The sequence below is a fragment of the Streptomyces sp. NPDC002055 genome (assembly GCF_040296705.1).
GTDB lineage: Bacteria > Actinomycetota > Actinomycetes > Streptomycetales > Streptomycetaceae > Streptomyces.
Genome location: NZ_JBEOXS010000131.1, coordinates 1 through 3,599 on the forward strand (window position 1 = coordinate 1; position 3,599 = coordinate 3,599).

Annotated in this window: 8 protein-coding genes; 2 read left to right on the top strand and 6 right to left on the bottom strand. The window is 35.1% G+C overall.

Features of this window, described 5'->3' with window-relative positions; genetic code table 11:
* From ABT112_RS34815 to ABT112_RS34840, 6 genes are all read right to left on the bottom strand, one after another.
* Positions 1-267 (bottom strand): hypothetical protein (locus ABT112_RS34815; protein ID WP_351515794.1); only part of this gene is annotated, 267 nt, incomplete at its 3' end.
* Positions 264-515: a helix-turn-helix transcriptional regulator gene (locus tag ABT112_RS34820; RefSeq protein WP_010905052.1), complete on the bottom strand. Its 252-nt coding sequence runs from the start codon at positions 513-515 to the stop codon at positions 264-266. The genes ABT112_RS34815 and ABT112_RS34820, both read right to left, overlap by 4 nt.
* The gene (locus ABT112_RS34825; RefSeq protein ID WP_010905053.1) at positions 512-1,033 is read right to left on the bottom strand and encodes a hypothetical protein; all 522 of its coding nucleotides are present in this window, start codon (positions 1,031-1,033) and stop codon (positions 512-514) included. Before ABT112_RS34825 ends, ABT112_RS34820 begins: the two co-directional genes overlap by 4 nt.
* Before the next feature lie 3 nt (positions 1,034-1,036).
* On the bottom strand, positions 1,037-1,231 hold the full coding sequence (locus tag ABT112_RS34830; protein WP_023188559.1) for a DUF1655 domain-containing protein: 195 nt from the start codon (positions 1,229-1,231) through the stop codon (positions 1,037-1,039).
* A gap of 75 nt (positions 1,232-1,306) precedes the next feature.
* Entirely contained in the window at positions 1,307-2,047 is a 741-nt protein-coding gene (locus ABT112_RS34835; protein ID WP_014570324.1) for a Rha family transcriptional regulator, read from the bottom strand.
* A gap of 28 nt (positions 2,048-2,075) precedes the next feature.
* A complete protein-coding gene (locus tag ABT112_RS34840) occupies positions 2,076-2,273 on the bottom strand; it encodes a hypothetical protein (protein WP_015966790.1) in 198 nt (65 codons plus the stop codon).
* 260 nt (positions 2,274-2,533) lie between these two features.
* On the opposite strand from ABT112_RS34840, the gene ABT112_RS34845 reads away from it, so the two are divergent.
* The gene (locus ABT112_RS34845; protein WP_351515795.1) at positions 2,534-2,944 is read left to right on the top strand and encodes a helix-turn-helix domain-containing protein; all 411 of its coding nucleotides are present in this window, start codon (positions 2,534-2,536) and stop codon (positions 2,942-2,944) included.
* A gap of 152 nt (positions 2,945-3,096) precedes the next feature.
* Positions 3,097-3,599 (top strand): YegS/Rv2252/BmrU family lipid kinase (locus ABT112_RS34850; RefSeq protein ID WP_351515796.1); only part of this gene is annotated, 503 nt, incomplete at its 3' end.

The window sequence follows — 3,599 nt, forward strand, 5'->3', positions numbered from 1 at the left end:
GATGAACTTGCATATATCATCAATCAAATAGTAAATAAGTGAAGTTTTGTATCTTGGTTTATAGCGATTCAATCCGTGCTTTTCCCAATTATCAAGAGTGCCGTCTGATATATCTAAGTCTTCCATAACACGCTTTTTAGAGATATAAGGTAATACCCGCTTTTCATTTCTGATTTTGAGCTGTGTACCAAGATACTTATTAAATAAATGAATGACTTCATCAACTAAGCCACGCGCCACAAGGTTCGTTAAGGTGTCGTCATTCACGGAGTACCTCCTAAATATTCGTTTAGTTTTCTATCAAAATCAACTTGTTCCCCTATAAAAATATATTTTATTGAAAGACCATAAAATTTTGAAAATCGAAACATCTCATCAATTGTGATAAAACTACTATCTTGTTCTAGTTCAGCTATACGTTCCCTGTTCAGTTTTACTTTTCTAGCAACTTGTTTTAATGTTAAGTGGTTGAGTTCTCGTAGATCTTTTAAAGTATATCTCGAAGTAAACTTCATGCCATGCCTCCATTCTTGCGTTTAGAGATAACTTCCATAACTGCGTACGTTAGTTTATCTTCACTAATTCCTAGCTCATTAGAAAGCTCTGAAACATCTTCGGAACTGATAATATCAAATGCCGTCAATGCTTTGTGCTGGGTTTTTCTACGTTGTCTTTCCTGACGAACACCTCGGTTAAAAGCTACATCATAAAGATATTCGTAAGCAAAAACGCGTTTCCATCCCTCCCAATCGTCCTTATCTTGTTTATTTAACAATTGAGATACATCTTTTTCAATGGCTTCAATTAATGGATACAACCCGTTAGGGCTGTCTGTTTTCTTTCGCGTTTGCTTAATTTCTTGTTTAATACGGTACTTTTCAGCAATTTCGTGCGTGATTTTCATCTTAAAAGGGTTGCCTTTTTTAATATAAAGGATTCTGCTTGTTGGTATCCGTCCACCTTTGAGAACAAATGAAAGTATAGTTTCGTCTTTGCGATGGTAAGCTCTTAAATTAAATGTTTTAAATTTCATACCCTACCCCTTAACCATTTCTACTTGAATATCGTTTTCCAACGTTGTGAAAGTCACTACTGATTGACCATCAAACAAGCGGTAGACATACTCATTAAGCTGGATAAAATGGCGTGCCTTGGCTTTTAATAAGTCCATGAGTTCAAAAGCGATTGAATCATCAAGGATATAAGTTTCTTTGTTTATTGGTGTGTTCATGTTGAAAATTCCTCTCATTATGGTAAAATAAGAGCATGAAATCACGTTAGCGCGTGAATCATGCTAAGTTTTGAATTAGCCCTTTTTCGTTGGTAGCGGTTGGGCTTTTTCTTTTGTCAAAAATGCTTTGATTTCTCGAAAACTGTAGTCAATTTCTAGCCATGCAATAATACTATTTTCTAATTTCTGCAATCTTTTTAAATCTTCCTCTGAATCAAGCAACGATTTCAGGGGAATTTTGCTAAATTGTTTACCATAATAGCCTTTATCTTCTCTCAATTTTTTAACAGTTTTATATTTGTTGTGTGTAATCAGTTGGCAAAGGAAATCAGAAAATCTTGAGTAATAAAATGGCTTGAAATGTGGGCTTTCTTTAATAGCTTGATTCAAGTTTTTACGATTTTCTGTTTCTTTAGCTTGTTCTAGGGTGATATGCTCTAACTCATCAAACCGTTCAATGAAAGCCAGTTTAATTGGTAAGATACGTTTACCGTTGAATGAGTTAGCCAATAACATAAAGCCGTTACGGTTCATTTCAAAGAATTTAACTAAACGTCCATTCTCCGCGATATATTCACTTTCCTTAAAATAGTCAGTAAAAATCACTTGTTTATTGCCCTGACTTTTCAGGGGGATTATATTTCTATTCAATCCATTTTTGGACTGAATTAAACTATCCCAATCTCGTTTAATATCTTCGATACTTCTTAAAATATGACTATGTTGTCTGTCAAATGCTTTAGCGACACTTAGACTACTGACAATCACATTTTTATTTTTGATGATGACATCAAGGCTTACTGTAATTTCGTTCATTTGTCCTCTTTCTAGTACTCACACGCAGTTAGTAGTTTTCAGCAATGACAGATACTACCGCATTGAAAACCTTGTTTTTCACTTCTTGCGGTTCGTTATCTCGTGTTAGACTTTGAGCAGTCTTTTCGGTTACTCCTAAGACTTTCGCAAGGTCTTTCTTTGTCATGAGCTTGTCAGCCTGAACTCGTCGCAAGGCTTTTTTCATTTCTGGGGTTAGTAGTGGCACTTTTTACCTTCTTTCTTTTTTTTGTTTTACTTCTTTAGATATTTTCCTTTGACATTTATTATCTAAAAAGGTAAAATATAAGCATAATTAAAAGAGCAATCAACGAACTTATAAACCTGCTGGGGAGCTAGTTAAAAGAAGTCTTTGCTTTTTTGTTGAATAACTTAACTGAAAACTATTTTACTCTACAAGATAATAAAAGTCAAGTGTTTTTATCTAGAAAAGTAAAATAATTTTCGTGTTATGCTTGAAAGGCTGACATGACTATATTTGAAAGAGTACAAGAACTATCTAGAAAACAGGGGAAAACATTACAAAAAGTAGCTAATGACCTAGGGTTTGGCGACAACTATTTGTATACGTTAAAAAAACAAAAACCGAAAGCTGACAACCTTGAAAAACTAGCCGACTACTTCCATGTATCGGTTGACTATTTACTAGGACGTGCTGAAGCTAAACCAGTCAACGAACCGATAGACTTGGCGGAAGTCGCAAACTCTGATGATGACGCTATTTTTGACAGTATTCTAAGTGCTGGTGGTCGCCCTTTGACCGAAAAAGACAAAGCTATGATTAAATTAGTTTTTGCTGACCGTTGGGAAGAATTGCAACAAAAAGCTAAAGACTTAGGAATTGAAATCTGGTCAGAGCAAGATTTGCTTGATTTATAAACTAATTTGTATTGAATATTACTGACAGACTTTAGTGAGAGCGTAAATTTACTGACAGAAATTTGAACTTTGGTTCAATTGGTGGGGTCACTCTTTTGGGAGTTTGTCAGTAAATTATTTTTAAGAATGGATGAGAGAAGGTTTCGGAGAAAATGATGAAGGCGAGATTGATTTACAATCCGACATCGGGTCAAGAAATTATAAAAAAATATATTGCAGATATTTTGGATAAATTAGAGCAATATGGTTATGAGGCCAGTGCTTATCAAACCACAGCAGAACAAGATTCCGCAAAAAAAGAGGCGGCAAGAGCAACAGAAGCTGGCTTTGATTTAATCATTGCGGCTGGTGGTGATGGTACTATTAATGAAGTTGTAGCTGGAATTTCTCCTTTTGAGAAACGTCCTCAATTAGCTATTGTTCCAACGGGAACGACAAACGACTTTGCTAGGGCTTTAAAAATTCCAAGAGGAAAACCGCTTGAAGCGATTGAAATTATTGGTAAAAATCAGATTCTAAATATTGATGTCGGTCATGCCGTAATCAGAGAAACACAAGATGAACAGTATTTTATTAATATCGCTGCTGGGGGCGGTTTGACAGAACTTACTTACAGTGTTCCCAGTCATTTAAAAACGGCTTTTGGTTATTTGGC

Coding starts and splice junctions, on each gene's coding strand:
- ABT112_RS34830 (WP_023188559.1), bottom strand. CDS start 1,231: ATGAACACACCAATAAACAAAGAAACTTATATCCTTGATGATTCAATC.
- ABT112_RS34845 (WP_351515795.1), top strand. CDS start 2,534: ATGACTATATTTGAAAGAGTACAAGAACTATCTAGAAAACAGGGGAAA.
- ABT112_RS34820 (WP_010905052.1), bottom strand. CDS start 515: ATGAAGTTTACTTCGAGATATACTTTAAAAGATCTACGAGAACTCAAC.
- ABT112_RS34835 (WP_014570324.1), bottom strand. CDS start 2,047: ATGAACGAAATTACAGTAAGCCTTGATGTCATCATCAAAAATAAAAAT.
- ABT112_RS34825 (WP_010905053.1), bottom strand. CDS start 1,033: ATGAAATTTAAAACATTTAATTTAAGAGCTTACCATCGCAAAGACGAA.